General features: G+C 72.2%; 27 protein-coding genes. 13 read left to right on the forward strand and 14 right to left on the reverse strand.

Going from position 1 to position 24,962, the window contains the following annotated elements; genetic code table 11:
• Positions 1-35: 35 nt before the first annotated feature.
• Positions 36-548 (forward strand): NUDIX hydrolase, encoded by a 513-nt coding sequence (locus OG371_RS40235; protein WP_329061783.1) that lies wholly within the window; start codon positions 36-38, stop codon positions 546-548.
• Here OG371_RS40235 and OG371_RS40240 read toward each other — a convergent pair.
• The 3 genes from OG371_RS40240 to OG371_RS40250 form a co-directional block, all read right to left on the reverse strand.
• A complete protein-coding gene (locus OG371_RS40240; RefSeq protein WP_329061785.1) occupies positions 539-1,153 on the reverse strand; it encodes a hypothetical protein in 615 nt (204 codons plus the stop codon). The genes OG371_RS40235 and OG371_RS40240 overlap by 10 nt on opposite strands.
• 69 nt (positions 1,154-1,222) lie before the next feature.
• The gene (locus tag OG371_RS40245) at positions 1,223-2,146 is read right to left on the reverse strand and encodes an aldo/keto reductase (RefSeq protein ID WP_329061787.1); all 924 of its coding nucleotides are present in this window, start codon (positions 2,144-2,146) and stop codon (positions 1,223-1,225) included.
• A 78-nt stretch (positions 2,147-2,224) separates the two neighbouring features.
• A complete protein-coding gene (locus OG371_RS40250) occupies positions 2,225-2,512 on the reverse strand; it encodes a hypothetical protein (protein ID WP_328612062.1) in 288 nt (95 codons plus the stop codon).
• Positions 2,513-2,680: 168 nt separating this feature from the next.
• Between OG371_RS40250 and OG371_RS40255 the strand changes: the two genes are divergently transcribed.
• A complete protein-coding gene (locus OG371_RS40255; protein WP_329061789.1) occupies positions 2,681-3,595 on the forward strand; it encodes a DMT family transporter in 915 nt (304 codons plus the stop codon).
• Between the two features lie 69 nt (positions 3,596-3,664).
• Here the strand turns inward: OG371_RS40255 and arc are convergent, their stop codons facing one another.
• Positions 3,665-5,467 carry a proteasome ATPase gene (gene arc, locus OG371_RS40260; RefSeq protein ID WP_091613459.1) on the reverse strand — a complete coding sequence of 601 codons (1,803 nt, stop codon included), beginning with the start codon at positions 5,465-5,467 and terminating at the stop codon, positions 3,665-3,667.
• Between the two features lie 350 nt (positions 5,468-5,817).
• Between arc and OG371_RS40265 the strand changes: the two genes are divergently transcribed.
• Positions 5,818-6,723, forward strand: a complete 906-nt coding sequence (locus OG371_RS40265) for a hypothetical protein (protein WP_329061792.1) — start codon at positions 5,818-5,820, stop codon at positions 6,721-6,723.
• Between the two features lie 10 nt (positions 6,724-6,733).
• A complete protein-coding gene (locus OG371_RS40270; RefSeq protein ID WP_329061794.1) occupies positions 6,734-7,195 on the forward strand; it encodes a hypothetical protein in 462 nt (153 codons plus the stop codon).
• Between the two features lie 3 nt (positions 7,196-7,198).
• Here the strand turns inward: OG371_RS40270 and OG371_RS40275 are convergent, their stop codons facing one another.
• Positions 7,199-8,029, reverse strand: coding sequence for a tRNA (adenine-N1)-methyltransferase (locus OG371_RS40275; RefSeq protein WP_329061796.1), 831 nt, complete (start codon positions 8,027-8,029; stop codon positions 7,199-7,201).
• Positions 8,030-8,102: 73 nt separating this feature from the next.
• Positions 8,103-9,260 carry a site-2 protease family protein gene (locus OG371_RS40280; protein WP_329061797.1) on the reverse strand — a complete coding sequence of 386 codons (1,158 nt, stop codon included), beginning with the start codon at positions 9,258-9,260 and terminating at the stop codon, positions 8,103-8,105.
• Between the two features lie 209 nt (positions 9,261-9,469).
• Here OG371_RS40280 and OG371_RS40285 point away from each other — a divergent pair, with 209 nt between their 5' ends.
• The 6 genes from OG371_RS40285 (at position 9,470) to OG371_RS40310 (ending at position 14,494) form a co-directional block, all read left to right on the forward strand.
• Complete coding sequence (locus OG371_RS40285) at positions 9,470-10,363, forward strand: RecB family exonuclease (protein ID WP_329061799.1); 894 nt, start codon at positions 9,470-9,472, stop codon at positions 10,361-10,363.
• Entirely contained in the window at positions 10,363-11,154 is a 792-nt protein-coding gene (locus tag OG371_RS40290; protein WP_329061802.1) for a thioesterase family protein, read from the forward strand. Before OG371_RS40285 ends, OG371_RS40290 begins: the two co-directional genes overlap by 1 nt.
• 63 nt (positions 11,155-11,217) lie before the next feature.
• Complete coding sequence (locus OG371_RS40295) at positions 11,218-12,153, forward strand: ParA family protein (protein ID WP_329061804.1); 936 nt, start codon at positions 11,218-11,220, stop codon at positions 12,151-12,153.
• 139 nt (positions 12,154-12,292) lie between these two features.
• Complete coding sequence (locus OG371_RS40300; RefSeq protein ID WP_329061806.1) at positions 12,293-12,901, forward strand: dihydrofolate reductase family protein; 609 nt, start codon at positions 12,293-12,295, stop codon at positions 12,899-12,901.
• Positions 12,902-12,932: 31 nt separating this feature from the next.
• Complete coding sequence (locus OG371_RS40305) at positions 12,933-13,256, forward strand: YciI family protein (protein ID WP_329073396.1); 324 nt, start codon at positions 12,933-12,935, stop codon at positions 13,254-13,256.
• On the forward strand, positions 13,253-14,494 hold the full coding sequence (locus OG371_RS40310) for an RNA polymerase sigma factor (protein ID WP_329061808.1): 1,242 nt from the start codon (positions 13,253-13,255) through the stop codon (positions 14,492-14,494). Before OG371_RS40305 ends, OG371_RS40310 begins: the two co-directional genes overlap by 4 nt.
• 23 nt (positions 14,495-14,517) lie before the next feature.
• Here the strand turns inward: OG371_RS40310 and hisG are convergent, their stop codons facing one another.
• From hisG to OG371_RS40325, 3 genes are all read right to left on the reverse strand, one after another.
• The gene (gene hisG, locus OG371_RS40315) at positions 14,518-15,363 is read right to left on the reverse strand and encodes an ATP phosphoribosyltransferase (protein ID WP_329061810.1); all 846 of its coding nucleotides are present in this window, start codon (positions 15,361-15,363) and stop codon (positions 14,518-14,520) included.
• Positions 15,364-15,398: 35 nt separating this feature from the next.
• Positions 15,399-15,662, reverse strand: a complete 264-nt coding sequence (locus tag OG371_RS40320; protein WP_091614552.1) for a phosphoribosyl-ATP diphosphatase — start codon at positions 15,660-15,662, stop codon at positions 15,399-15,401.
• 65 nt (positions 15,663-15,727) lie between these two features.
• Positions 15,728-16,414: an HAD family hydrolase gene (locus tag OG371_RS40325; protein ID WP_329061813.1), complete on the reverse strand. Its 687-nt coding sequence runs from the start codon at positions 16,412-16,414 to the stop codon at positions 15,728-15,730.
• A 186-nt stretch (positions 16,415-16,600) separates the two neighbouring features.
• Between OG371_RS40325 and OG371_RS40330 the strand changes: the two genes are divergently transcribed.
• The gene (locus OG371_RS40330) at positions 16,601-17,515 is read left to right on the forward strand and encodes a PAC2 family protein (RefSeq protein WP_329061815.1); all 915 of its coding nucleotides are present in this window, start codon (positions 16,601-16,603) and stop codon (positions 17,513-17,515) included.
• A gap of 66 nt (positions 17,516-17,581) precedes the next feature.
• Here OG371_RS40330 and OG371_RS40335 read toward each other — a convergent pair whose 3' ends face one another.
• The 4 genes from OG371_RS40335 to OG371_RS40350 are packed head-to-tail and all read right to left on the reverse strand — an operon-like array spanning position 17,582 to position 21,198.
• The gene (locus OG371_RS40335) at positions 17,582-18,529 is read right to left on the reverse strand and encodes a phosphotriesterase family protein (protein WP_329061817.1); all 948 of its coding nucleotides are present in this window, start codon (positions 18,527-18,529) and stop codon (positions 17,582-17,584) included.
• A gap of 16 nt (positions 18,530-18,545) precedes the next feature.
• Entirely contained in the window at positions 18,546-19,376 is an 831-nt protein-coding gene (locus tag OG371_RS40340) for a metallophosphoesterase family protein (RefSeq protein ID WP_329061820.1), read from the reverse strand.
• A complete protein-coding gene (locus OG371_RS40345) occupies positions 19,340-20,614 on the reverse strand; it encodes an MFS transporter (RefSeq protein ID WP_329061822.1) in 1,275 nt (424 codons plus the stop codon). Before OG371_RS40345 ends, OG371_RS40340 begins: the two co-directional genes overlap by 37 nt.
• Positions 20,611-21,198, reverse strand: coding sequence for a winged helix-turn-helix domain-containing protein (locus tag OG371_RS40350; RefSeq protein ID WP_329061825.1), 588 nt, complete (start codon positions 21,196-21,198; stop codon positions 20,611-20,613). Before OG371_RS40350 ends, OG371_RS40345 begins: the two co-directional genes overlap by 4 nt.
• A 147-nt stretch (positions 21,199-21,345) precedes the next feature.
• On the opposite strand from OG371_RS40350, the gene OG371_RS40355 reads away from it, so the two are divergent.
• Positions 21,346-21,834: a MarR family winged helix-turn-helix transcriptional regulator gene (locus OG371_RS40355; RefSeq protein ID WP_329061827.1), complete on the forward strand. Its 489-nt coding sequence runs from the start codon at positions 21,346-21,348 to the stop codon at positions 21,832-21,834.
• Between the two features lie 154 nt (positions 21,835-21,988).
• On the forward strand, positions 21,989-23,614 hold the full coding sequence (locus OG371_RS40360) for an ABC-F family ATP-binding cassette domain-containing protein (protein WP_329061829.1): 1,626 nt from the start codon (positions 21,989-21,991) through the stop codon (positions 23,612-23,614).
• 51 nt (positions 23,615-23,665) lie between these two features.
• Here OG371_RS40360 and mshC read toward each other — a convergent pair whose 3' ends face one another.
• The gene (mshC, locus tag OG371_RS40365) at positions 23,666-24,904 is read right to left on the reverse strand and encodes a cysteine--1-D-myo-inosityl 2-amino-2-deoxy-alpha-D-glucopyranoside ligase (RefSeq protein ID WP_329061831.1); all 1,239 of its coding nucleotides are present in this window, start codon (positions 24,902-24,904) and stop codon (positions 23,666-23,668) included.
• Between the last annotated feature and the right edge of the window lie 58 nt (positions 24,905-24,962).

A 24,962-nucleotide genomic window follows, 5' to 3' on the forward strand; every position in this document is an offset into this window, starting at 1 on the left:
CACCCTACGGGGTGCACCCGTGCGACGATGCCCCCATGCCAGGCAGTGACGAACTCGTTGCCCTCTATGACCGAACCGGCCGGGCCACCGGGGAAGTGCTCCGCTCCCGCGTCCGCGCGGAAGGACTCTGGCACGCGGCGGGCGTCGTGCTGGTCCGTTCGGGCGACGGCCGCTCCGTCTACGTCCACCTCCGCACCCCGGACAAGGACGTCTTCCCGTCCACCTGGGACTGCTGGGCCGGCGGCGTGGTCGCCGCGGGCGAGACCCCCGCCGAATGCGCCCGCCGCGAGCTCGCCGAAGAACTCGGCGTCCACGGAGTGGAACCGGAACCGCTGTTCACCCTCGTCTACGACCAGGGCACCCTCCACTGCCACAACTTCGCCTTCGAAGTCCGCTGGGACGGCCCCATCCGCCACCAGCCCGAGGAGATCGTCGAAGGCCGCTGGATCCCGCTCGAAGAGCTGCGCAGCTGGGTCGAAGACCCCGACCGCCCGTTCATCCCGGACGGCCGCGCCGGCGTCCTCGAATGGTTCCGCCGCTACGGCTGAGCGACCAGCTTCGCCACCAGCTTCGGCAACAACCGCTTCGCCGCGTCCGCCGCCCGCGTCGGCGTACTCGCCGCGACGCTCAACGCCGACACGAGATTCCCCTTCGCCGCCAGCACCGTGCACGTCGAGCCCTCGCACCACGCCCGCAGCGCGGTCACGCCCTCCTGCGGCGGCAGCGAAAGCACCGTGCCCGCACAGTCCGCGCCGGACACCACGTCCGCACCCGGCCGGTCCGGATAAGCCGTCACCTGATGATCCAGCACCGAGCCACTCGGGTACACCCAGCTCGCCGACCGCCGCTCCCCCGCAGCCAGGCCGTTGAGACAACCCGAAACCTTGCCCGCGCCCGGGTGCACACCCTCTTCGGCAACGTCCTCATCGGACAGCAGCGCCGCCGGGGCGGCCGCGATCGCCGCCGCGCGCGGGTCCGGCTTCGGCACTACCGGCACGGCCGACGGACGCGGGGCCGGCGCGGCGGCCGCCGAGGGCGTATCACTCGGCGTCGGATCGTCGTAGTACGTCTCGAGATTGTTGGGCCGGTTGCCGCACCCGGCCAGCCCGACGAACGCGACCGCGGCCACGGCGAGCACCTGCCGATGACGCACTTGCTGCCCCTCCGCAAGATCCGCGCCCCGCCCAGCCGGAACGCGATTCAGCGAGGGTAGTGCAGCCGCTCAGTCCCACCCGAGCCGGGACCGGTGCCGCCAGTACGCGCCCGGCTCCTCGGCGGCCGCGGCCAGCCCGGCCAGCTCGTCCGCGCCCAGTGAGACGTCCGCGGCAGCCAGGTTCGCCGCCAGCTGAGCCGGGCTCGACGGCCCGATCACCGCCGCCGACACCCATTCCTGCGCCAGCACCGCCGCAACGGCGACCGCGTCCGGCCCGACTCCGTGCGCCTCGGCGATCCGCGCCACCACCGGCGGGGCCTCGACCGCGAGCCGCCCGTTCGCCAGCGTCTCCTTGACCAGCACGCGTTTCCCCGCCGCCCGCGCCTCCGCCAGCGCGGGGCCGACCGACGTTTCCAGCACGTTCCAGGTGGACTGCACCGCCGTGAACACCGGCCGCCCCGCCACCTCCAGCGCGAACGCCCGCCGCACCGCGTCCGCCTGCGCCGGCCCGGAGGTCGAGAACCCGACCTCGACCCCGGACGCGGAAAGCCCCGCCAGCGCCTCGATCAGCGGCTCGTCCGAGAACAGCGGACTGTCCACAGTGAGCGAATGCACCTGGTAGAGATTCACCCGATCACCGAGGAGCGCCCGCGTCTGCGCCCACTGCTCGCGGAACCGCGCCGCCGTGTGCTCCTTGACTTCGTGGACCTCGGCGTCGAGTCGCCACTCGCCGACGTAGCGGTAGCCCCACTTGCTCGACACGGTCACGTCCGGGTGGCCACGCTCGTCGAGCCAGCCGGCCAGGAACTCCTCCGAAAGCCCGTACGAGCGCGCCACATCGACCCACCGGACGCCCGCGCGATAGGCGTCGTCCAGCACAGCGTGGGTGGCGGCCCGCATCGCCGCGACGTCGCGTGACACCGGCAGGTCCCGGCCCAGGTTGATGTACGCGGGCCGGCCCAGTGCGGCGAGCCCCACCGCGATGCGATCCATGGGTTCCCTTGTCTTTGCTGGGTTTTGGGGGTCGGTGGCCACGGCTGATTTTCCTACGACGCCGGGCTGTATAGGCCGTTATACATCTTGTTTGTGCCGGAGGATGGCCAGCCATTGGCCGGAGTTCTGGGCTTGGCGGTGGAGCTTCTCGAGCCGCGCCGCCGGGGCCCGGACGTAGCCCTTGCCGAAGACCGGCGCGATCTGACGGAGGCTCGCACCCTCCTCACGGGCGGCCAGCAGCGCCCAGTCGGACGCGTCGGCGCACGCGGCCGAGGCGCGGCGCAGCTCCCCCAGCAGCTCGATCAGCTCCGGTGCGCCCACCTCCCCCGCCTGGACGGCGGCCGCCGTCGTCTCCAGCCAGGCCATGACGTCGGCTTCGGTGATCGGCGCGCGTGGCCGACCTGCGTCATCTGTGCTCACGCCCGTGAGTATAGGGCGTTATACAGCAGTCTTAGCGCGCAGTCCGAAAACCGCTGGCCCCGCGGCGCGGCGAACCCGTTGACTGGGCGGGAATTCACGAAGACCGGGAGGACCATGCCCAGGCGGTTCGGTGTCACCGCGCGGTTCGTCGCGCTGGCGACGGTGTGGGGTGCCAGTTTCCTGTTCATCAAGGTGGGCCTCGAAGGCCTCTCCCCCGCGCAGGTCGCGCTGGCCCGGGCCGGCTTCGGCGCGCTCGGGCTGGCCGTGGTCCTGGTGGTGCGACGGCGGCCGCTCCCCCGCGACCCGGTGCTGTGGGGCCATCTCGCGGTCGTCTCGGTGCTGCTGTGCGTGGGGCCGTTCCTGTTGTTCTCCTGGGCGGAGCAGTACGTCCCGTCCGGGCTGGCCAGCATCTTCAACGCGACCACGCCGCTGCTGACGATGTTCTTCGCCGCCGCCACGCTCCCCGCGGAGCGCCTCACCCGACCCCGCGCCGTGGGTCTGCTGCTCGGTTTCGCGGGCGTGCTGACGCTCGTCGGGGTGTGGCAGGGCATCGACCTCACTCATGAGCTGACCGCGCAGCTGGCCTGCCTGGGCGCCACGACCTGCTACGGCGCGGCGTTCGTCTATCTGCGCCGTTTCGTTTCGCCACGTGGTGCCGACCCCGTCACCGTCGCGTTCGGACAGGTCGGCTTCGCCACGGTGATCCTGGGCCTGCTGGCCCGCGCGGTGGCCACCTCCCCGGTCCACCTCAGCCCCGCCGTGGTCCTCAGCATGCTCGTGCTCGGCGTGTTCGGGACAGGCGTCGCGTACGCGTGGAACACCGCCGTCATCGCCGCCTGGGGAGCCGCCAACGCGTCCGCCGTGACTTACCTCACACCAGTGGTCGGTGTGGTCCTCGGAGTGGTCGTGCTGAACGAACCCGTGCACTGGAACGAACCCGTCGGCGCGGTCCTGGTGGTGCTCGGGATCCTGGCCTCCCACGGACGGCTCCGGCTGCGCCGGAGGGCCGCGCTCACCGCCATTCCCTGAGGCGTTTTCCGGCCCGGACACGGCAGTGGGGCCGCCGGCGAACCGGCGGCCCCACGTGCTCCGTGCCTGTTACAGGTACTGACCCGTGTTGGTGGCGGTGTCGATCGCCCGCCCCGAGTCCTGGTTCTTGCCGGTGACGAGGGTGCGGATGTAGACGATCCGCTCCCCCTTCTTGCCGGAGATCCGGGCCCAGTCGTCCGGGTTCGTGGTGTTCGGCAGGTCTTCGTTCTCCGCGAACTCGTCGACGATCGCGTCCAGCAGGTGCTGCACGCGCAGGCCGGGCTGGTTGGTCTCCAGCACGGACTTGATCGCCGACTTCTTCGCCCGGTCCACGATGTTCTGGATCATCGCGCCCGAGTTGAAGTCCCGGAAGAACAGGACCTCCTTGTCCCCGTTGGCATAGGTCACCTCGAGGAACCGGTTCTCGTCGCTCTCCTCGTACATGCGCTCGACCGTGTGCTGGATCATCGCGTCGAACGTGGCCTTCTGGTCCCCGCCGAACTCCGCCAGGTCATCGGCGTGGATCGGCAGGCCTTCGGCCAGGTACTTGGAGAAGATGTCCTTCGCGCCTTCGGCGTCCGGACGCTCGATCTTGATCTTGACGTCGAGCCGGCCCGGCCGCAGGATCGCCGGGTCGATCATGTCCTCGCGGTTGGAGGCGCCGATGACGATGACGTTCTCCAGTCCTTCGACACCGTCGATCTCCGAGAGCAGCTGCGGCACGATCGTGGTCTCCACATCGGAGGACACGCCCGAGCCACGGGTGCGGAAGATCGAGTCCATCTCGTCGAAGAACACGATGACCGGGGTGCCCTCGGACGCCTTCTCACGAGCCCGCTGGAAGATCAGGCGGATGGACCGCTCGGTCTCGCCGACGAACTTGTTGAGCAGCTCGGGACCCTTGATGTTCAGGAAGTAGGACTTCCCGTCCTCGTTGTCGCCCCGGGCCAGCGCCACCTTCTTGGCCAGGGAGTTGGCCACCGCCTTGGCGATGAGCGTCTTCCCGCAGCCCGGAGGGCCGTACAGCAGCACACCCTTCGGCGGCCGCAGCTGGTACTCCTGGTAGAGGTCGGCGTGCAGGAACGGCAGCTCCACCGCGTCGCGGATCTGCTCGATCTGCCGGCTGAGGCCGCCGATGTCCTCGTAGCGGACGTCCGGCACCTCCTCCAGCACCAGGTCCTCGACCTCGGCCTTGGGCACCCGCTCGTAGGCGTACCCGGCCTTGGAGTCGACGAGCAGCGAGTCCCCCGGCTTCAGGGGCTGCTCGGCCAGCAGATCGGAGAGCAGGACGACCCGCTCCTCGTCCGCGTGCCCGACGACGAGCGCGCGAAGGCTTTCGCCCTCCACCTCCGCCGCGAGCACCTCACGCAGGGAACACACCTCACCGGTGCGCTCGAAGCCGCCGCCTTCGACGACGGTGAGCGCCTCGTTGAGCCGCAGCGACTGGCCCCGTTGCAGCGACGAGACCTCCACGGCCGGCGACACCGAGACCCGCATCTTGCGGCCCGAGGTGTAGACGTCCACCGTGTTGTCCTCGTACGCCGCCACGAACACGCCATAACCGCTGGGCGGCTGGGCCAGGCGATCGACCTCCTCGCGGAGGGCGAGCAGCTGTCCCCGTGCTTCACGCAGGGTCTCGACCAGCTTGGTGTTCCGCTCGGTGAGCTGGCTCACCCGCTCGGACGCCTCGGCGAGGCGCTGTTCGAGAACCCGGTTCTGTCGCGGCGAATCGGTCAGTTTGCGGCGCAGCAGCGCCACTTCCTCCTCGAGAAAACGAATCTGCCGGGCTTCCTCGTTCGATGGCTGCCCTGCTCCGCTCGTTGCTGAAGGGTCGGCCTCCTCGCGCCGACCTCCGGGAAGGTCATGATGCATTGGGCACCTCCTCGGAGTGCTTTTCATTCCACGGTACCGGCGATCACCGACAAGAAAAGGCCTTTCCGCATTACAAGATCGGCGCGTCGCGTCTTCTCCGCCCGCCCAGCACGGCGGCCACCGCAGCGCAAGCGGCCATTTCGGTGCCCGGGCACCGGACCGCGACACGCCGTGTTCCACCAGGCGAAAGCGAGCAGCACAGAGATACCCGCCACGCTGCCCGTCGAACCCTGTTTTCGGGCCAGTTCCGGCCTCCGCGCACGGATCCGGCCGCTGGTGGCTAGCATCGGCCGCGACCTCACCACACCTGGTGGCCGGGTCTCCACGCGCAGCAGCTAGGGGGCACAGACATGACCTACCCGCCGCAGCAGCCCGGCGGCTACGGCCAGCAGGGCGGCGGTTACGGGCAGCAGCCGGATCCGTACGGCCGGCCGCAGCAGCCCGGCTACCCCCAGTCGGGCCCGCAGCAGCAGCCCGGCTACCCCGGGGCCGGACCGCAGTACGGCCAGCAGCCCGGCGGGTACCAGGGCCGCTACCCCCAGCAGGGCGGCTACGGGCAGCAGCCGTCGGGCTACCCCCAGTCCGGCCCGCAGCAGCAGCCGGGCTATCCGGGCGGGACGCAGCAGTTTCCGCAACAGGATGCCTACCAGCAGGGCGGATTCGGCGACCAGTACGGCCAACCGGGTGGTTATTCGCCGAGCGGCTACGGTGAGCAGCCCCCGCCGAAAAAAAAGAAAACCGGCCTGATCATCGGCATCGCGATCGGCGCTGTGGTCGTCGTCGGCGGGGCGGTGGGCCTCATCATCGGCCTGACCGGCAACGACGACAACTCCACCACCGCCGCGCCGCCGGCCTCGAGCGCGCCGCAGAACCCCGCGCCGAGCCAGCCGAAGAGCAGCTCGCCGACCAAGCCGTCGAGTTCAGGCTCCGCCCCGACGACCGGCGCCGGCGGCACCGGCCCCGCGCCCGGCGGCAAGGCGTCCTCGCAGGAGCTGTTCCAGGCCGCCGCGGCCGACTTCAGCGCCGGTGACGGCAAGGCGCTCTCCACGCTCGCCTGCCGCAGCATCTACTCCGGCGGCGCCGTGGACATCCAGACCATCCAGGTCCAGCTCACCGGCACCGCGCAGGAGAACGGTGACAGCGCCACCGTGCGATACACGGCCACGCAGGGCACGAAGACCGCGAACGGGACCATGACGTCCAAGCGCGAGTCCGGCGTCTGGTGCCTCGTGGACGCCCAAGCGGACAAGAAGTGAAACCCCGGCGGTGAGCGGACGGCTCACCGCCGGGCTCGCCCTGCTCGGCGCGCTGGTGGCCGGGGTGGTGATCGGGCTGCTCCTGGTCGCCCCCGCCGGCCCCGATGACGCTGCCGTGCCCCCGGAGCCGCCGCCGACCACAACCGTTACGCACTCCAGCGCGGTGACCCCGGCGCCGGACGCCGACGTCGCCGCGGTCACGGTCCTCGCGCACGCGATCGCCGACGCGATCCAGCGCCGGGACGCGAAGAAGTTCGGCACCCTCACCTGTCAGCCGCAGACCTCGGATGCGCTGTCCGCGTTGCAGAAACGCTGGGACGCGGCCGGGCCGATGGCCGTCACGCTGCCCGAGGCGCCGATCGTCGACGGCGATTCGGCCAGCGTCAACGTCCACGTCGAGGGCACCGGAGGACGCAAGCAGACGCCGTTCCCGATGCGCCGCGAGAACGGCCGCTGGTGTGTGCCGGGCTGAGGCTCAGCCCTTGCCCTTGGCGGGCCGCCGCGAAACCCGCGGCGAGACCGTGCCGTCCGCCAGCCGGCGCGCGGTGAGCAGGAACGCGGTGTGCGCGACCATCCGGTGGTCCGGCCGCACCGCCAGGCCGACCACGTGCCACGGGCGCACCAGCGACTCCCACGACTCCGGCTCGGTCCAGCACTGCTGCTCCCGCAACGACTCCGTCACCCGGGACAGCTGGGTCACCGTCGCCACGTAGACGGTCAGCACGCCGCCCGGCACCAGGTGCGCGGCGACGTTCGGCAGCTGGTCCCACGGCGCCAGCATGTCCAGCACCACGCGGTCCACCTCGCCGGTGTGCGTGGCGAGGTCGGCGACGGTGAGCGACCAGTTGTCCGGCTTCTCGCCGAAGAACTTCACCACGTTGCGCTCGGCGTGCTCGGCGTGGTCGTCGCGGATCTCGTACGAGGACACCCGCCCGGCCGGGCCGACCGCGCGCAGCAGCGAACAGGTCAGCGCGCCGGACCCGGCCCCGGCCTCCAGCACGCGCGCGCCGGGGAAGATGTCGCCGAACATGACGATCTGCGCGGCGTCCTTGGGGTAGATCACCTGGGCGCCGCGCGGCATCGAGAGCACGTAGTCCGGCAGCAGCGGCCGGAGCGCGAGGTAGGTGCTGCCGCCCGCGGACGTGACCACCGAGCCCTCGGGGAGCCCGATCAGGTCGTCGTGGGCGAGGGCGCCGCGATGAGTGTGGTACTCCCCGCCCTCGGCGAGGGTCAGGGTGTAGTGGCGGCCCTTCGAATCCGTCAACTGAACCCGGTCACCCACACTGAACGGTCCACTGACCGACAACTTCGTCCTCCACCCTCACGCGAAACGCTGGCGTCAGATCTTCCCAGGTCGCCCGCGCGGGCCGCGGCTGGGGTCAGTACCCGCGGCGGTCGCGCACCAGCGCGGCCCGGAGATCGTCCCGGCGCAGCACCCCGGCCGGGCGGCCTTCGTCGTCGACCACGAGGAACTGCCACGCGGGGGTCTCGCGGACCCGCTCGGCGATCTCCTCGCCCGGTTCCGACGCCAGCAGCACGGTCTCGGCGCGGATCGGCTCGGCCGCCAGCTCCGCGGGCGCGTGCGGATTGGCCGCGGCGAGCTGTTCGGCCGCCTGCTCGTCGAGCAGCCCCGCGGCGACGCCGTCCGCCCGCACCAGCACCACACCGCGGCCGGCGGACGCGGCGAGCGCGTCGGACACCGGGCTCTCCGCGGGCAGTTGCAGGACCGGCCGCACCAGCTCGGTGATCTCCAGCCCGTCCGGCCAGCTCCGCCGGGCTTCGGCGACGAGCTCGGCGCGGGCGCCCATGATGACGAACCACGCCGTGACGACGCAGACGCCCAGGCGCAGCCACCGGTCCTCGCTCGCGGTCGCCAGTCCCCACAGCGCCCACACGATCAGCGCGGTGGCCACGAGCGCGCCGCCGGCCACCGCGGCGCGGGTGCCCTTGGCGCGCAGCCCGGTCGCCGCCCACACGCCCGCGCGCACCAGGCGCCCGCCGTCCAGCGGCAGTCCCGGGAGCAGGTTGAACAGGCCGACCGCGAAGTTCGCCACGGCGCACTCGGCGATCAGCAGCCACACCGCGCCGTCCGGCGGCACCGCGAGCATCAGCAGCGCGCAGAACCCGCCGAGCACCAGCGACACGGCCGGGCCCGCCGCGGCGACCAGCCCCTCCTGCCCCGGCTTGCGCGGGGTTCGCGCCACTTCGGACAGTCCGCCGAGCAGGAACAGCCGCAGCCGCCGCACCGGGATCCCCAGCCGCAGCGCGACCAGGCAGTGCCCCAGCTCGTGGGCGAGCACCGAGAGCCCCAGCAGCACCGCGAACGCGGCCGCCAGCAGCCAGGACGTGAGCGTGGACGCGTCCGGCAGCAACCGGCTGACCAGCGGCGCGTAGAGCACGACGATGATCGCCGAGCCGATCCACCACGACGGCGCGAGCAGGACCGGGACCCCGCGGACCCGGAACAGCAGCAGCCCGCCGTCGCCGGTGGCGGCGCGCCGGGGCGGCCCGGCGTTGTGCTGACTGGTCGCGGCCATGCGGGCAAGAGTAAAGGGCAGGGTGTGGGGAGGCGGTTATCCGCCCGGCGCGGACGAGTGGTGTCGCCTCCCGGCCACGGGGTTTGCCCAGTGCCGGACGCAGCGGATGACGCTTTCGCCTCGCTCAGTGCGGGCAGCGCGTCATCCGCTCCGGCACGGCGGCGAGTCGCGCGAGCGGAAGTGTCGGTGCCCGGCGTTACGCTCTGGCCATGCCCGACACCGCTACGGTCACCACTCCCCCCGAGGCCGGTGGCGCGCCCGTCCGCAGGCGGCCCGCGCTGTCGCCGTCCCGCGCGAGCGACTTCAAGCAGTGCCCGCTGCTCTACCGGTTCCGGGCCGTCGACCGGCTGCCGGAAGTGCCCACCCGGGCACAGCTGCGCGGCACGCTCGTCCACGCCGTGCTGGAGCGGCTCTTCGCGCTGCCGGCGAACGAACGCGTCCCGCCGCGCGCGAAGGAGCTGATCGAGCCCACCTGGGCCGAGCTGTCCGCGGGCAGTCCGGAGTGGACGGACCTGTTCGAGGGCGAAGATGACGACGAGACCGGCAAATGGCTGCAGTCGGCGGAAAAGCTGCTCGACTCGTACTTCGGGCTGGAGGACCCGCGCCGGCTGGAACCCGAGGCCTGTGAGCTGCACGTGGAGATCGAGCTGGGCTCCGGGGTGCTGCTGCGCGGCTACATCGACCGGGTCGACGTCGCGCCCACCGGCGAGATCCGGGTGGTGGACTACAAGACCGGGGCGGCGCCGCGCGAGATCGGCGAGGCCAAGGCGATGTTCCAGATGAAGTTCTACGCCGTGGTGCTCTGGCGGCTGCGCGGCGTGGTGCCGCGGCAGCTGAAGCTGATGTACCTGACCGACGGGCAGTCCCTCGCGTACACGCCGGACGAGGCGGAGCTGGTGCGCTTCGAGCGCACGCTGGAGGCGATCTGGCAGGCCATCCTCAAGGCGGGCAAGACCGGCGACTTCCGGCCCAACCCGGGCAAGCTGTGCTCGTGGTGCGACCACCAGGCGCACTGCCCGGAGTTCGGCGGCACGCCCCCGGAGTACCCGGGCTGGCCGGAGCCGGACGCGGGCGAAGAGACGGCACTGGACCGGGCCGACTGATGGCCGACGCTTTTTACGCCCCGCTCGGCGAAGAGCGGTACGCCGCGACCGAGCACACCAGCGGTCCGTGGGCGCCGGGCGCGCAGCATTTCGGCCCGCCGTCGGCGCTGCTCGTGCGCGGGCTGGAGCGGATCGAGGCGCCGCACCCTTCGCTGCTGGCGCGGGTGACCGTCGAGATCCTCGGCCCCGCGCCGGTCGCGGAGCTGGACCAGCGGTCGTGGGTCGAGCGGCCGGGCCGTTCGGTGGAGCTGCTTCAGTCGGAGCTGTCCGCCGCCGGCCGGGTCGTCGCCCGCGCCTCGGCGTGGCGGCTCGCGACCACCGACACCGAGTCCGTGGCCACCGACGCCGGGCCGCTCCTGCCCTCGGCCGAAGCCGGCACCGAGACGGCGTTCCCGGACGACTGGTCCGGCGGATACCTGCAGGCCATCGAGTGGCGCGCGGTGCGCGGCGGGATCTCCGCGCCCGGGCCCGCCGCCGTCTGGGGCCGGCAGCGGATCCCGCTCGTGGACGGCGAGGAGCCGACCGGGCTGCAGCGGCTGTTCGCGATCGCCGACTCCGGCAACGGGGTGTCGCACTTCCTGCCGGCGCGCGACTGGTGGTTCATCAACTCGGAGCTGACCGTCCACCTGCGCCGCGAGCCCGAGGGCGAATGGGTCGGGCTCGACGCGGTTACGCTGGTCGGCCCACACGGAATCGGCACGGCCACGAGTACCCTGCACGACGGTTCCGGTCCGGTCGGCACGGGGGCGCAGGCCCTGCTCGTCCGTCCGCGACAGGCCGGAGGCGAATAACCGCGCGGACCCGCCCCGGATCCAATAGCCTTCGCGGAACGACCGACAAGGGAGCGCTCCGGCATGCAGATCACCTCGGTGGTCAACCAGAAAGGCGGGGTCGGCAAGACCTCGCTGAGCGTCGGCACCGCCGCGGCACTCGCCGAGCGCGGCCGGCGGGTGCTGCTGATCGACCTCGACCCACAGGGGCACGCCACCACGGAGATGCTCGGCCTGGACGAGGTCGCCTCAGACATGCCCAGCCTCGCCAAGGCGCTGACCAAGCTGTGGAAGGGCTCGATCGAGGAGCTCGCCGTCCCGCATCCGCGCAGCAACATCGGCCGCGGCGGCGCGTTCGACGTCATCCCGACCTCGCCGGGCATGTTCGACCTGATCCGCCGATTGGACCAGTTCCGCGTGCCCGGCTGGCAACTCGCCCGGGTCGTCCAGTTCGCCAACTACGACCACGTCGTGATCGACTGCCCGCCGGCGCTCGACGTGCTGACCAACAACGCGCTCGCGGCCTCGCACGGGATCCTGGTGCCGGTGCAGCCGGACAAGACCAGCATCCGCGCGATGCGGCTGCTGGCCGACCAGGTGCGCTACGTGGAGCAGACCACCGGCCGCTCGCCGATCGCGTGGTACGGCATCGTGCCCGGCCTCTACCGGCGGCCCATCTCGCACTACGCGGCCGCGGCGCTGCAGGAGATGTACAACTTCGGCGTGCCGATGCTCTCGCACGTCCCGCTCGGCGTGGTGATGAACGAGGCGGCCGCGCACGGCGTCCCGGTCACCACGTACGCGCCGGAAACGCTGCAGGCCCTGTCGTTCCGCGAGATCGCCGACACGCTCGACGGCTACCTCGCCCAGAACCCCGGCCCCACCGAGGTCCCGGCCGACGACGAGTTCGTCTTCGAGGACTTCATCTCCGAGGTCGCGGTGGCCCGCAACGTCAACGACAACGGCGCGCGCAAGAAGCTCTACGACCTGATGCCCAAGCGCCCGCAACGGCCGCGCTGACCGTCCACTGAGGAACCCGGGCGCGCCGGAAAACCCGGGGAAAGAAAATCCGCGGGCGGTGTCGGATCGGGGCCGCGGTGTTCGTGGCAGGGGTGAGAGGCCGCCCGCGAGGGGCGCCCCTGAGGGACAGGGAACCGCGATGAAGCTGACGACCATCACGCAGATGACCATCGACGGCGTGACGCAGGGCAACGGCGGCGCGTCCGATGAGGACCGCAGGAACGGGTTCGACCGCGGCGGCTGGGCGAAGGGCGCGGGCGACGACGAGACCCGGGCGTTCATCACCGAGGCCTACCAGCGAGCCGGCGCGTTCCTGTTCGGACGCCGGACCTACGAGCTGTTCGCCGGTTCCTGGGGAACCGCCGAAGCAATGCGCGCCCACCCCATCGGCGTCGCGCTGAGCCAGGCACCCAAGTACGTCGCGTCGACCACGCTCTCCGCACCGGATTGGGCGGACACGACCGTCCTCACCGGTGACCTGGCGGCGGCCGTCCGGGAGCTGAAGGCCAAGCCGGGTGGTGAGCTCCAGGTGCACGGCAGCAGCGTCCTGGTCCAGTGGCTGCTGGCGAACGGGCTGGTCGACGAGATGACGCTGATCGTGATCCCGGTGATTCTCGGCCAGGGCGCGCGGTTGTTCCCGGAGAGCGGCCCGGATCTCGCGCTCGAGCCGATCGACTCGCGCGTCGACTCGAAGGGCGTGACGATCCAGCGCTACCGGCCCGCCGGACGCCCCCAGTACGCCGCATGACACCTGAACCGCTCACCCACAGGAGATGACCGTGCAGTACCTGCTTTCCGTGATCCACGACCAGCCCAGCCTCGCCGACGCGGACGAGCAGGCGGCGATCGACGTGTTCAACGAGCGGCTCCAGACCGAGGGCCACTGGGTGTTCGCCGGCGGGCTCGGGGCTCCCGTGGCGGCCACGGTGATCGACAACCGGGGCGGCGAGGCGATGATCACCGACGGGCCGTTCCTGGAGTCGAAGGAGTACCTCGCCGGCTTCTGGATCATCGAGGCCGACGACCTCGACGTGGCGCTCACGCTCGCCACCGAGGGCTCGAAGGCCTGCAACCGCAAGGTCGAGGTCCGCCCGTTCCTGTGAGCAGCGCGGACGTCGAAGCGGCGATCACCCGGGCCCACCACGAGGAGTGGGCCCGGGTCGTCGCCGCCCTGACCCGGCGGTTCGGCAGCCTCGACATCGCCGAGGAGGCGGCGGCCGAGGCGTTCGCGACCGCCGTCGAGCGGTGGCCGTCCGACGGTCTGCCGCCCAACCCCGGCGCCTGGCTGACCACCACCGCGAATCGCAAGGCGATCGACCGGATCCGGCGTGAGAACAAGCGCGACGACAAGCAGAAGGAGGCTCGGGTCATGTACGACGACGACCCGCCCGAGCCTTCCGGTGCCGTCGACGACGACCGGCTCCGGCTGATCTTCACCTGCTGTCACCCGGCATTGGCGATGCAGACCCGCGTGGCGCTGACGTTGCGGATGGTCGGCGGCCTGACCATGCCCGAGATCGCCCGCGCCTTCCTGATGCAGGAAAGCGCCATGGGGCAACGGATCACCCGCGCGAAGGCCAAGATCAAGGCGGCGCGCATCCCGTACCGGGTGCCGTCCGCCGACGACCTGCCGGCCCGGGTGTCCGGTGTGCTCGCCGTCCTCTTCCTGGTCTTCAACGAGGGTTACCTCGTGACCGGCCCCGGCACCGATCCCGTCCGCCACGATCTGACCGCCGAGGCGATCCGCCTCACCCGCCTGATTCGCACACTGCTGCCGGAAGACGGTGAGGTGACCGGCCTGCTGGCGCTGATGCTGCTCACCGAAGCCCGCCGCACCGCCCGCGTTTCGGCCGACGGCGAACTGGTCTCCCTCGGTGAGCAGGACCGCGGCGCCTGGGACACGGCGCTGATCGCCGAGGGCCACCGGCTGGTGCGCGAACGCCTGGCTGCGGCCGCCGCCGGAGTGCCTCCCGGCCGCTACCAGATCCTCGCCGCGATCAACGCTGTGCACACTTCGGCCCGCGACGTCCGCGACACCGACTGGTCCCAGGTCGTCGCCCTCTACGACCAGCTCGTCAGCCTCGACCCCTCACCGATCGTCGCCCTGAACCGCGCCATCGCCGTCGCCGAAATCGACGGCCCCCAGCCGGCCTTGGCGACCGTCGACCGGCTCGAACCCCAGCTGGCCGGCTATCACGCCTACCACGCCACCCGAGCCGACCTGCTGCGCCGCCTGGGCCGAAGCGCAGACTCGCGCGCCGCGTACGACAAAGCCATCGAGTTGGCGGGCAACACCGCCGAGACCGCGGCCCTGACCCGCCGCCGCTCCCAGCTCGGGTAACGCGGCTCAGAAACGCGGCAAGCTCAGAGCCGGCACGACCGGATGTCCGAAGCGAGAATCGCCTTCGCGCCGGTTTCGGCCAGTTCGTCCATCACCCGGTTGACCGCCTTGCGCGCCACCATCGCCCGGACGGCCACCCAGTTGTCGTCCGCGAGAGGGGCGACGGTGGGGGACTCGAGGCCGGGGGTGATGGCGATGGCCTGTTCCAGGATGGAGCGCGGGCAGTCGTAGTCCAGCATCATGTACTGCTGCGCGAAGACGACCCCGCGGAGCCGGGCGGCCACCTGGGACTTCGCCTTCGAGGCGGCGCTGCCCTCGCGCTCCAGCAGGACCGCTTCGGACACGCAGATCGGGTCGCCGAAGGCCACCAGGTTGTTCTGGCGGAGCGAGCGGCCGGATTCGACCACGTCGGCGATCGCGTCGGCGACGCCGAGCTGGATCGAGATCTCCACCGCGCCGTCGAGGCGGATCACCTCGGCCTCGACGCCGTGGCGCTTGAGGTCTTCGCGCACCAGCCGCGGGTACGACGTGGCCAGGCGCTTGCCGTGCAGGTCGGCCGGCTTCCACTCCTGGCCGGCCGGGCCGGCATAGCGGAAGGTCGAGCCGCCGAAGCCCAGCGCGAGCACCTCGGTCACCGGCGCGCCCGAGTCGAGCGCCAGGTCCCGGCCGGTGATGCCGAGGTCCAGGTCGCCGGACCCGACGTAGATGGCGATGTCCTTGGGGCGCAAGAAGAAGAACTCGACCTCGTTGACGTGGTCGAGCACCGTCAGGTCACGCTGCTCATGCCGCCTGCGGTAGCCCGCCTCGCCGAGCATCTCCGACGCCGTGGCGGCGAGGGCTCCCTTGTTCGGCACGGCAACACGCAGCATTTCGCTCTCTCCTCGGTCTCCGGTGCGCGAGCGCGTCACAGGTAGCGGTAGACGTCCTCGGCCGAGATCCCCCGGCCGAGCATCAACACCTGGACCCGGTACAGCAGTTGCGAGATCTCTTCGGCCAGGCGGTCGTCGGACTCGTGCTCGGCGGCGATCCACACCTCGCCGGCCTCTTCGAGCACCTTCTTGCCCTGGGCATGCACTCCGGCGTCCAGGGCCAGGACGGTGCCGGACCCGTCGGGACGGGTACGCGCGCGCTCGGCAAGCTCCGCGAACAGCTCATCGAAGGTCTTCACGGTCTGCAGATCCTTCCACCCCGCGCCCGCGTCCGCCGCCCCGGGTGACCTCGCTGACGCCCGCGTCACACCAGGCTCCGCAGCCCGGCGAGCGTGCCGGCGTCGACGCCCACGAGCGAGCCGCGGAACACCCGCCGCTCCCCCGGCGGCACGTCGACGTCGTTGGGCACGACCAGCACCGTGCAGCCCGCCGATTCGGCCGACTCCGCGCCCGGCGGCGAATCCTCCACCGCCACGCACTGCCCGGCCGGCACGCCGAGCAGCTCGGCGGCCTTCAGGTACGGGCGCGGGTGCGGCTTGTTCAGCCCGTCCACCTCGTCGCCGCAGACGGTGACGGTGAAGAACTCCCGCCCGATCGTGTTCAGCGCCAGCTCGGTCAGGGCCCGCTCGGTGGAGGTGACCAGCGCGGACGGCACGCCCGCGGCCTTCACCGCCGCCAGCGCCTCGCGGGCGCCCGGGCGCCACGGCAGCGCGTCGTCGAACAGCCCCGCGGTGCGCCGCCGGATCCATTCGCCGGTCTCGGCGACCGACTCGGGCGTGACCGGACGCCCGGTCGCCTCCAGCAGCACGGCCGAGGTGGCGTCCATGTTGGACCCCACCAGCGTCAGTCGGACCTGTTCGCTCAGCCGCCCGCCGAGCATCTCCGCGGCCTCGTAGAGGGCGACGTCCCAGAGCTTCTCGGAATCGACGAGGGTGCCGTCCATGTCCCACAGGACGGCAGCCAATCCGTCCGAAGAGGACGGTGCAGTCACGGTTGTCTCCTTGTCTTGTCGGGCGCCGCCGGCGGGCGCGGTGGCGCCACGCCGGAGCGGACCCGCCCGGAAAGTGTGGTCTTCACGCCCGGCCGCGCCCGGCACCGGCGGCGGGCGGGCCGACGGTCACGGCCTGCGGTCGGACATGCTGCACAGGGTACGGGCGCAGGGTCGTAGGCTGGTCAGGTGAGTGAGCCCGTCGACGAGACCCAGCGACCCCCCGAGCCGGATCGCGACCGCCCGGAACCGAACCGCCCGCTGATGGTGGTGGCCTTCGAAGGCTGGAACGACGCTGGTGACGCGGCCAGCCGCGCGGTCGAGCACCTGCAGCTCAACTGGGACGCCACCCCGCTGGCCGAGCTGGAGCCGGACGACTACTACGACTTCCAGGTGAGCAGGCCCACAGTGCGCATGGTGGACGGGGTCACCCGGCGCGTGGACTGGCCGACCACCCGGTTGTCGGTCTGCCGTCCCGAGGGCCTCGACCACGACGTGGTGCTCGTGCAGGGCCCGGAGCCGAACATGCGCTGGCGCGCGTTCTGCGCGGAGCTGCTGGAGCACATCATGCAGCTCGACGTGGCCACCGTCGTCACGCTCGGCGCCCTGCTCGCGGACACCGCGCACACCCGGCCGGTCCCGGTCACCGGCACGGCGTACGACAAGGACACGGCGAGCCAGTTCCGGCTGGAGCTGAACAACTACCAGGGCCCGACCGGCATCGTCGGCGTGCTGCAGGACTACTGCGTGCAGGCCGGCATCCCGGCGGTGTCCATCTGGGCCGCGGTGCCGCACTACGTCTCGCACCCGCCGTCCCCGAAGGCGACTTTGGCGCTGCTGCACAAGCTGGAGGACGTCCTGGACGTCGAGATCCCGCTGGGCGCGCTGCCGGAGCAGTCCGAGGAGTGGGAGCGCACGGTCACCGAGATGGCCGACGAGGACGAGGAGATCGCCGAGTACGTCCGCGGCCTCGAGGAGCGGGGCGACGCCGAAACCGACGTCACCATGGAGGAGGTCTCCGGCGACAAGATCGCCGCGGAGTTCGAGCGGTACCTGCGCCGGCGCCGTCCGGGCCAGGAGGGCGGCGGCTTCGGCCTCCGCTGACGCGAGCCATTCGGAGGGGCTTCTCACCACCACGGTGAGGGGCCCCTTCGCTCGTTTCCGGGACGGTCAGCGGCGCCAGCGGGTGGCGAACGCGCGGGCCGGGTTCGCCACGAACATCGCGTCGGTCACGTCCTCGCCCAATGCCTCGGCCAGCCGGGGCCGCAGCGTGGTGAGCAGGTACGGGATGCCCGGGCCGCCGCCGGAGGACAGCCGCGCCGCCGCGGTGGTCGTGTCGCCGCCCAGCAGCAGCTGCCCGGTGTGCCCGGCCGCCGACAGCTCCAGCAGCAGGTCGGCCAGCCGCCAGTCGGTGGCGTGGTTGGCGCGAGACGGCCCGTCGAAGCCGAGGTAAACGCCGGTGGCGGCGACCTCGCGCAGCACCCGCAGGTCCGGATTGCGGTTCAGGTGCCCGAGGATCACCCGTGACGGCGGCACGGCCAGCTCCCCGCACAGCAGGTCCGCCACCTCGCGCGCGGCGGTGCCCAGCTCCAGGTGCACGGCGATCGGCGCGCCGGTCTCGTGGTGGGCCTGCGCGGCGGCGACCATCGTCCAGTGCGCGTGCCGGTCGACGACGTGGAACGCGCCGGCCACCTTGATCAGGCCCGCTTTCGGGCCGCTGCGCTCGCCGTCCGGGTCGTCGCCCGCCGGGGTGCCCGCGATCAGGTCGGCCACGAAGACCTCGGCCAGCCGGTCCGCGACGCGGTCGAGCAGCTCGGCCGGGTAATGCTCGGCCCGGTGCAGGCCGGTCGCGGCGACGAGCGCCACGCCGGTGGCCCGGGACAGCTCCGCCAGGTCCGCGGTCCGCCGGTTCAGCCCGAACGGCGTCCACTGGACCACCGTCCGCCCGCCCGCCGCGGCGAACGCGCGCAGCTCGGCCTCAGCCGCCGCGCGGTCGTCCAGCTCCTGGCCGGGCAGCTGGCGGGAGGCGAAGAACAGGTGGTCGTGCGCGTCGGTGCGGCCGAGCGCCGCTGGGGAAACGTCGCCGAGCACCGTGCGCACCAAGGGTTCCCCGGTCACCTCGGCAGCCTAGCCGTCAGGCCGTGAGCAGCTTCCGGACCGGGACCGCGCCGCGCGCCCGTCGGCTCCACTCGCGCGGGTAGCCGAGCGAGACTTCCTCGAACCGGACGCCGTCGGCCGAGGTGGTGCGCGGGATGTGCAGGTGGCCGTACACCGCCAGCTCGGCGCGGTAACGCAGGTGCCAGTCCTCGGTCTCGGTGGTGCCGCACCAGAGCGCGAACTCCGGGTAGTAGAGCGGCGCCGTGGGATGGCGGTGCAGCGGCCAGTGCGACATCAGGATCGTGCCGTGGTCCTGCGGGATCGCGTCGAGCCGGTCGGTGCTGACCTTCAGCCGCTCGGCGCACCAGGCCTGCCGGCTCGGGTACGGGTCCGGGTGCAGGAAGTACTCGTCGGTGCAGACCACGCCGGCCTCGCGCGCCTGCGCGAGCGCGACCTCGCGCGGCTGCCCCTCGGCGGCCGGGGTGCGCCAGCTGTAGTCGTAGAGCACGAACAGCGGCGCGATGGTCAGCGGCCGCGCGCCGTGCTCCCACACCGGGTACTCGTCCTCCGGGGTGAGCACGTCGATCGAGCGGCACAGCTCCACGAGGTGCTCGTAGCGGGCCTGCCCGCGCAGCTGCACCTCGTCCTTGGGCGTGGTCCACAGCTCGTGGTTCCCTGGCACCCACACGACTTTCGCGAACCGCTCGCGCAAGGTGGCGAGCGTGTCGCGGATCGACGACGCGCGTTCGGCGACGTCGCCCACGACCAGCAGCCAGTCTTCCGGCGCGTCGGGCACGACCCGGTCGACGATCGGCGCGTTGCCTTCGTGGGTCACATGGAGGTCGCTGGTGGCGAAGAGAGACGGCACTCCTCCACCGTAACCACTCCCGGACCGGCAGATCGCCGGAACCGCCCCTTACCCGCCCCCAGCAGCACCAGCCCGGCGAGCACGTAGATCCCGGCCTGCACGTCCAGCAGCGCGGCAGGCCCGGTGACGGCCACCAGCACGCCCGCGAGCAGCGCCCCGGCGGCCGTGCCCGCCGCCATCACCGCGAACACCGTGCTCAGCACCCGCCCGGCCCGCTCCGGCGCGGCCAAGCCCTGCAGGTGCGAGAGCAGCCCGGCGCCGGTCACCACGGCAGGCGCGCCGACCACCATGAACAGGCCGACGTAAACCCCGAGCGCCGTGGTGAGGAACGCCAGGTTCCAGATCAGCGCGGACAGCACCCCGGTCACCAGTGAGCCCCACGCCAGCAGCCGTACCGGCGCGACCCGGCGGGCCACCGTCGCCACCGCGAACCCCGCGGCCAGCCCGCCGATCGCCTGCACTCCGCGCAGCAGCCCGGCGTCGGCCTCGCTGCCGCCCAGCACGTCGAGCACGAACACCACGAACAGCACCAGGAACATGCCCTGCGCGATGGCGGCGAGCACCGTGGCGACGCCCGTCGCGCGCAGCCGCGGGTCACCCGTCAGCTCACGCAGGCCCGCCAGCCACGCCGCGAACACCGGCTCTTTCACCGGCGCCACCACGGTTTCCGCGCTGACCCGCCGGAACGGGCGCACCAGCAGCAGGCCCGCCAGCGCGAGCGCGCCCAGGTACCCGAGCACCACGCTGTCCAGCCCGCCCCAGCCGACCAGCACCCCACCGGCCCAGCCGCCCGCGAGCCGGGCGACGCTGCCGTTCACGCTCATCAGCCCGATCGCACCGGTCACCTCGCTCGCGCCGACCAGCTCCTGCACCAGGGCGTTGCGGGCCGGCTCGAACACCGACGAGAGCCCGGCCTGCACGGCCATCACGACGTAGATCAGCGCGACCGGGATTCCCGCGCCGGCCAGCAACGGCAGCACCACCACGGCCTGGCCCGCGCACACCGCGACCAGCACCGCGCGCCGGTCCCACCGGTCGGCCACCACCCCCGTGACCGGGCTGAGCAGCACGGTCGGCAGCAGGCCCAGCGCGACGCTCACCCCGGTCGCCACGGCCGAGCCAGTGCTGGTGAACAGGAACAGCGGCACCGCGACCTGCAGGATCCACTCGGCCGTCTCGCCGAAGAAGGCCGCCACCCACAGCCGGACGAACGCGGGGATCGCCAGCAGCTGCCTCATGCGCTCGGCTTCCCGTCGTGCTCGATCCGCAGGAACGCGCGCACCCCCAGGTGCACCGGGCGCGCGTCGGCGGGCGTGTCCTGCCGGATCGGGCTCGCGTAGGGGCGCACCAGCGCGTCGATCGCCTTGACCAGGCGTTCCAGCTCCGCGGGCGTGACCCGCAACGTGTAGTTGCTCATCCCGCCGGCGTCGCGCCACTCGGGGTCGAGCCCGTCGAACGAGTCCAGGTACCGCTGCGTCAGCTCCTGCTCCTGGTTCAGCTGCGAGCCGACCACCGCGAGCTGCGCGCTGGTCAGCACCGGGTCGTCGCCGAAGTCCCCCAGGTCGAGGCCGACCTGGCGTGCCAGCCACGGGCGCTCCCGGCCGTCACCGCCCTCGGACCGCTCGACCAGGCCGTACTGCGCGAGCTGACGCAGGTGCCAGCTGCAGTTCGACGCCGTGGACCCGACCGCGTCCGCGCACTCGCTCGCGGTCCTCGGCCCGACGGCGGTGAGGTACTGCAGCAGCGCCATCCGCAGCGGGTGCGCCAGCGCTCGCAGCAGCTCGGCGTCGTCGACTCGCTTGCGCGGGGGCAGCTCGGCCATGGTTCGCTCCGATACCTGAAAGACTTCTTTCGAAAGACTTCCTTCAGATTCGCAGCCGCCTGACCTGCTGTCAACCGGCTTCGCTACCATCACGGACAGTTACTGCGCGAAGCAGCGACTGCGCCCGCGAGCTCTGAGGACGGTCTGTTGCCCCACCAGCGAGAACTCGCCACCGCCGCCGCACTCGCACTGCCCCGTTTCGTCAGCTCCACCGTCCGCTTCCACACCGCGGTCGCCGACCGGCTCGGCGTGACACCGGCCGAGCTGCACTGCCTTCAGCTCGTGCACAGCGGCGCCACCGACTCCCCCACCGAGCTGGCCCGGCTGCTCGGGATGACCACCGGCGCGTTCACCCGGATGCTCGACCGGATGGAGCGCGCCCGGCTCGTCGAACGCGCCACCGACACGGCCGACCGGCGACGGCTGCGTGTGCGCCCGCTGCCCGACCGGATGGCCGAGCTGACCGACCTCTACGCCCCGCTCGCGCAGCGGCTCGGCGAGCGGATGGCGTCGTTCGACCGGCGTCAGCTCACCGCGCTGGTGGCGTTCCTGACCGAGGGCGAAACGGCCGCCGACCAGGAGGCCGCCGCCCTGCTCGCCGGCGGCGAAGAGACGGCCCGCGAAATAACGGGTTGACTAATCCGACAGGTGTTGCGTTAGTATCTGCGCACTATGAACCGCTGAACCGAGCCCTTCCCCGTACTGAGGCCGCTCCGGTCGAGCCATCCGCTCCCGTGAGCCACGAGTCCCGTCGGGGAACCCGCTTCCCACTCAGGCCCGGTGATCACTCATGTCTCTTTTCCTGCAAGCCAAGGACGTCGTCTTCGGCTACGGCACCCACACCGTCCTCGACGGGGTCTCGCTGACGGCCTCGGCCGGCCAGCGGATCGGCCTCGTCGGTGAGAACGGCTCGGGCAAGTCCACGCTGCTGCGCCTGCTCGCCGGGCTCGAAGTGCCGCGCTCGGGCGAAATCGTCCGCGGCGACGACCTCGGATTCCTGCTCCAGGAGCTGCCGTTCCCGGGCACCGCGACCTTCGCCGACGTCGTCGACGGCGCACTGGCCGAGATCCGCTCGGCCGCCGGCCGGCTGGAGCGGCTCACCGCCGCGATGGCCGACCGGCCCGAGGACCCGGAGCTGCTCGACGAGTACGGCCGGGTGCTGGAGTGGGCCCAGGCGCACGACCTCTGGGACGCCGACCGGCGGGCCGAGCTGGTCACCGACGGGCTCGGACTGGCCGGCGTCGGCCCCGGGCGGCGACTGTCCACATTGTCCGGTGGCCAGCGCTCCCGGCTCGGGCTCGCCGCGCTGCTGATCCGGCGGCCGGCCACGATGCTGCTCGACGAGCCGACCAACCACCTCGACGACGCCGGGATGGAGTTCCTGGAGCAGCACCTGGCCGAGCTGACCGGGGTGGTCGTGCTGTCCTCGCACGACCGGGTGTTCCTCGACGCGGTCTGCACCGGCATCGTCGACCTCGACCCGGCGCCGGCCGACCGGCTCACCGGGGGCGCGACCCGCTACGGCGGCGCGTACACCGACTATCTGAAGGAGAAACGTGCCGAACGCGCGCGCTGGGAACAGCGCTACACCGAGGAGCAGGACGAGCTGAAGGAGCTGCGCGAGTCGGTCGCGGTGACCGCCCGCCGGGTCGCGCACAACCGGCCGCAGCGGGACAACGCGAAGACGCTCTACGACTTCAAGGGCGGGCGGGTGCAGAAACAGGTCTCGCGCCGCGTCCGCAACGCCCAGCTCCGGCTGGACGAGCTGGAACGCGACCAGGTGCGCAAGCCTCCCGCTCCCCTGCGTTTCCAGGGTTCACTCACCGCGCGGGCGCCCGGCGAGGGCCCCGCGATCTCGGTGCGCGGGATCGAGGTGCCAGGACGGCTGAGCGTGCCCCGGCTGGACGTCACCGGTTCGGCGCGGCTGCTCGTCACCGGCGGCAACGGCGCGGGCAAGTCCACGCTGCTGTCGGTGCTGGCGGGCCGGCTCGCGCCGTCGGCCGGGACCGTCCACTTCGGACCCGGGGTGCGGGTCGGGATGCTGGACCAGGACGTGGTGTTCGACGAGCCGGAGCGCTCGGCGCACGAGGTGTACCGCGCCGCGCTGGGCGAGTCGGCCCCGCCGATGTCCCGGCTGGGCCTGCTCGGGCCCCGCGACCTGGGCCGTCCGGTGGGCGAGCTGTCCGTCGGGCAGCGGCGGCGGGTCGCGCTGGCCGTGCTGCTCGCCGACCCGCCGGACGTGCTGCTGCTCGACGAGCCGACCAACCACATCTCGCTGACCCTGGCCGAGGAGATGTTCGCCGCGCTCGGCAGCGCGCCGGGCGCCGTCGTCATGGCGTCTCATGATCGGTGGCTGCGCCGGGACTGGCGGGGAGACCACCTGGAGCTGGTGGCGCAGCAGCCGGTCGCCGTATAGGGCGTTATACGGTCCGGTGGACCGGGGTGATCCAGTCCACCGGACCGGGGCTCAGAGCTGGATGCCGAGCAGCGCGTCGACGGCGGTGCGGATCAGCGCGGGCGCGGCGGTGTCGGTGCCGTCGCGCCGCAGCGCCCCGGCCGCCCAGGCGTCCACCGCGGCCAGTGCCTTCGGCGTGTCGAGGTCGTCGGAGAGGTGGTCGCGCAGGCGGGCGAGCACCTCGGTGGCGTCCGGGCCGGCCGGCAGCGCGACGGCTTCGCGCCAGCGGGCGAGCCGGTCCTGCGCCTCGGTCAGCAGCCCGCCGGTCCACGGCCGGTTCTCGCGGTAGTGCCCGGCGAACAGCGCCAGCCGGATCGCGCCGGAGTCGACGCCGTCGGCGCGCAGCCGCGAGACGAACACCAGGTTCCCGCGCGACTTCGACATCTTCTCGCCGTCGAGGCCGATCATCCCGGCGTGCACGTAGTGCCGGGCGAACGGGTGGTCCCCCGCGACCGCCTCGGCGTGCGCCGCGCTGTACTCGTGGTGCGGGAAGATCAGGTCGGAGCCGCCGCCCTGCAGGTCGAAGCCGAGGCCGAGGCGGTTCACCGCGATCGCGCTGCATTCGATGTGCCAGCCCGGCCGCCCGGCGCCCAGCTCCGACTCCCAGGACGGCTCGCCCTCGCGCGCCACCCGCCACAGCAGCGCGTCGAGCGGGTCCCGCTTGCCGATCCGGTCCGGGTCTCCCCCGCGCTCGGCGAAGAACTTGTTCATCGTCTCGGCGTCGTAGTTGGACTCGTAGCCGAACCGGCCGGTGGCGTTGCGGTCGAAGTAGACGTCCGGGAACTCCGGGTCGTCGGCGCGGTAGGCGCTGCCGTTGGACAGCAGCTTCGCGATCACCTCGACGATCTCCGGGATGCTCTCCACCGCGCCCACGAACTGCCGCGGCGGCAGCACGCGCAGCGCGGTCATGTCCTCGCGGAACAGCGCCGTCTCGCGCATCCCGAGCACCACCCAGTCGTCGGAGTCGCGCTCGGCGCGCTCCAGCAGCGGCTCGTCGATGTCGGTGACGTTCTGCACGTAGTGGACTTCGTGGCCATTGTCCCGCCACACCCGGTTGACCAGGTCGAACGCCAGGTAGGTGGCCGCGTGGCCCAGGTGCGTGGCGTCGTACGGGGTGATACCGCAGACGTACATCCGGGCAGTGGCACCCGGCGCCGTCGGGCGGACCTGCCCGGTCGCCGTGTCGTGGAGCCGGAGGGGGCGGGGGGTGCCCGGAAGCCGGGGCACGTCGACGGATGACCAAGTCTGCATACCCCGACTGTAAGCGTGACAGCCGTACGCTTTCCCACCCGGTGGGAGCGACGGGTGC

It is taken from the genome of Amycolatopsis sp. NBC_01480, assembly GCF_036227205.1.
Classification (GTDB): domain Bacteria; phylum Actinomycetota; class Actinomycetes; order Mycobacteriales; family Pseudonocardiaceae; genus Amycolatopsis.

What these genes read in the sequence shown, in the direction of transcription:
- OG371_RS40235 (WP_329061783.1), top strand. Translation starts at nt 36, where the DNA reads ATGCCAGGCAGTGACGAACTCGTTGCCCTCTATGACCGAACCGGCCGG.
- OG371_RS40245 (WP_329061787.1), bottom strand. Translation starts at nt 2,146, where the DNA reads ATGGATCGCATCGCGGTGGGGCTCGCCGCACTGGGCCGGCCCGCGTAC.
- OG371_RS40250 (WP_328612062.1), bottom strand. Translation starts at nt 2,512, where the DNA reads ATGGCCTGGCTGGAGACGACGGCGGCCGCCGTCCAGGCGGGGGAGGTG.
- OG371_RS40255 (WP_329061789.1), top strand. Translation starts at nt 2,681, where the DNA reads ATGCCCAGGCGGTTCGGTGTCACCGCGCGGTTCGTCGCGCTGGCGACG.
- arc (WP_091613459.1), bottom strand. Translation starts at nt 5,467, where the DNA reads ATGCATCATGACCTTCCCGGAGGTCGGCGCGAGGAGGCCGACCCTTCA.
- OG371_RS40265 (WP_329061792.1), top strand. Translation starts at nt 5,818, where the DNA reads ATGACCTACCCGCCGCAGCAGCCCGGCGGCTACGGCCAGCAGGGCGGC.
- OG371_RS40280 (WP_329061797.1), bottom strand. Translation starts at nt 9,260, where the DNA reads ATGGCCGCGACCAGTCAGCACAACGCCGGGCCGCCCCGGCGCGCCGCC.
- OG371_RS40285 (WP_329061799.1), top strand. Translation starts at nt 9,470, where the DNA reads ATGCCCGACACCGCTACGGTCACCACTCCCCCCGAGGCCGGTGGCGCG.
- OG371_RS40290 (WP_329061802.1), top strand. Translation starts at nt 10,363, where the DNA reads ATGGCCGACGCTTTTTACGCCCCGCTCGGCGAAGAGCGGTACGCCGCG.
- OG371_RS40295 (WP_329061804.1), top strand. Translation starts at nt 11,218, where the DNA reads ATGCAGATCACCTCGGTGGTCAACCAGAAAGGCGGGGTCGGCAAGACC.
- OG371_RS40300 (WP_329061806.1), top strand. Translation starts at nt 12,293, where the DNA reads ATGAAGCTGACGACCATCACGCAGATGACCATCGACGGCGTGACGCAG.
- hisG (WP_329061810.1), bottom strand. Translation starts at nt 15,363, where the DNA reads ATGCTGCGTGTTGCCGTGCCGAACAAGGGAGCCCTCGCCGCCACGGCG.
- OG371_RS40345 (WP_329061822.1), bottom strand. Translation starts at nt 20,614, where the DNA reads ATGAGGCAGCTGCTGGCGATCCCCGCGTTCGTCCGGCTGTGGGTGGCG.
- OG371_RS40350 (WP_329061825.1), bottom strand. Translation starts at nt 21,198, where the DNA reads ATGGCCGAGCTGCCCCCGCGCAAGCGAGTCGACGACGCCGAGCTGCTG.
- OG371_RS40360 (WP_329061829.1), top strand. Translation starts at nt 21,989, where the DNA reads ATGTCTCTTTTCCTGCAAGCCAAGGACGTCGTCTTCGGCTACGGCACC.
- mshC (WP_329061831.1), bottom strand. Translation starts at nt 24,904, where the DNA reads ATGCAGACTTGGTCATCCGTCGACGTGCCCCGGCTTCCGGGCACCCCC.